The following is a 1,777-nucleotide window of genomic DNA, read 5'->3' as shown; positions in this document are numbered from 1 at the left end:
GCCCCCGCCCCCGTTCCCGGGCACGGCCTCCTCGCCGGCCGCAGCGCCGTCGTCACCGCCGCCGCCGGCACCGGCATCGGCGGCGCCACCGCCCGCCGCTTCCTCGAAGAAGGCGCCCGCGTCGTCCTCGGCGACGCGCACGCCCGCCGCCTGAAGGAAACCGAGGAAGCCCTCGCCGCCGAATTCGGCGCCGACCGCGTCACCTCCCTGACCTGCGACGTCACCGACGAAGCCCAGGTCCGCGCCCTCTTCGCCCACGCCGAGGCCGCCCACGGCCGCCTCGACGCCGTCGTCAACAACGCCGGCCTCGGCGGCACCGCCGCCCTCGCCGACATGACCGACGACCAGTGGCACCGCGTCCTCGACACCACCCTCGGCGGCACCTTCCGCTGCACCCGCGCCGCCCCCGTTCCCGGGCACGGCCTCCTCGACTCCGGTCGGGGCCGTACGTTAACCTACCAAACACTTGTTAGGGAAGCGCGGTGCGTCTCCGGGGCGCCCGCCCCCCGGAAGGAGCCGGCAGCCGATGGACCTGACCCATCCGCCCGAGGTGGAGGCCTTCCGCGCCGAGGCCCGCGACTGGCTCGCGCGGAACGTCCCGGCGGCCCCGCTGCCCTCCCTGGAGACCGCGGAGGGCTTCGCCGCGCACCGGGAGTGGGAGGCCCGCCTGTACGCCGGCCGCTGGTCGGCGGTGTCCTGGCCGCGGGAGTACGGCGGCCGGGGCGCGGACCTGGAGCGGTGGCTGGTCTTCGAGGAGGAGTACTGGGCGTCCGGCGCCCCGGCCCGGGTCTCCCAGAACGGCATCGGCCTGCTGGCCCCCACCCTGTTCGACCACGGCACGCCGGAACAGCGGGAGCGGCTGCTGCCGCCGATGGCGCGCGGGGAGGAGGTGTGGGCGCAGGCCTGGTCGGAGCCGGAGGCGGGCTCGGACCTCGCCTCGCTGCGGGCGCGGGCCGAGCGCACCGCGGACGGCTGGCTGCTGTACGGGCAGAAGACGTGGTCCTCGCGGGCGGCGTTCGCCGACCGGGCCTTCGGCCTGTTCCGCACCGGGGCGGCGGCGTCCAGGCCGCACCAGGGGCTGGTGTACCTGGTGTTCGACCTGCGGGCGCCGGGCGTGGAGGTGCGGCCGATCGGCCGGCTGGACGGCAAGCCGGCGTTCGCGGAGCTCTTCCTGGACGGGGTGTTCGTACCGGACCGGGACGTGATCGGCGAGCCGGGGCAGGGCTGGCGGATCGCCATGTCCGCGACGGGCAGCGAGCGCGGCCTCACCCTCCGCCCGCCGGGCCGGTTCCTCGCCGCGGCGGACAGGCTGTACGCCCTGTGGCGGTCGGCGGCCGACCCGGCGGACACCGCGCTGCGCGACCGGGTCGCGGACGCGCTGGTCGGGGCGCGCGCCTACGAGCTGTTCACGTGGGCGGCGGCGGCCCGGATGGCCGAGGGCGGGCAGGCGGGCGCCGAGTCCAGCCTGAACAAGGTGTTCTGGTCGCAGTACGACCTCGCCCTGCACGAGACGGCGCTGGACCTGCTGGGCGGCGCGGAGGCCGAGCTGGTCGACGGGGAGTGGGCGCAGGGCTGGCTGTTCTCGCTGGCCGGTCCGATCTACGCGGGGACGAACGAGATCCAGCGCGACATCATCGCCGAGCGGCTGCTCGGCCTGCCGAAGGGCCGCCGCTGATGCGCTTCCTGCCGACCGAGGAGCAGACGGACTTCGCGCGGGCGGTGCGCGCCCTGCTGGCGGCCGCGGACGTGCCGGCGGCGGTACGGGCGTGGGCTGCGG

1 protein-coding gene and 1 pseudogene are annotated in these 1,777 nt (G+C 76.5%); both read left to right on the top strand.

Translation table 11 applies throughout. The features are described 5' to 3' along the window. Positions 1 to 405 (top strand): annotated as a pseudogene (locus EF903_RS32320) (SDR family NAD(P)-dependent oxidoreductase); the annotation flags it as partial. Positions 406 to 526: 121 nt separating this feature from the next. Further along, positions 527 to 1,675: an acyl-CoA dehydrogenase family protein gene (locus tag EF903_RS32315; protein WP_125548503.1), complete on the top strand. Its 1,149-nt coding sequence runs from the start codon at positions 527 to 529 to the stop codon at positions 1,673 to 1,675. The last annotated feature ends 102 nt before the right edge of the window (positions 1,676 to 1,777 follow it).

Origin of the sequence: Streptomyces sp. WAC05292 (genome assembly GCF_003949955.1) — a bacterium.
In the GTDB taxonomy this organism is placed as follows: domain Bacteria; phylum Actinomycetota; class Actinomycetes; order Streptomycetales; family Streptomycetaceae; genus Streptomyces; species Streptomyces globosus.
This window is presented reverse-complemented; position numbering and strand designations above follow the sequence as displayed.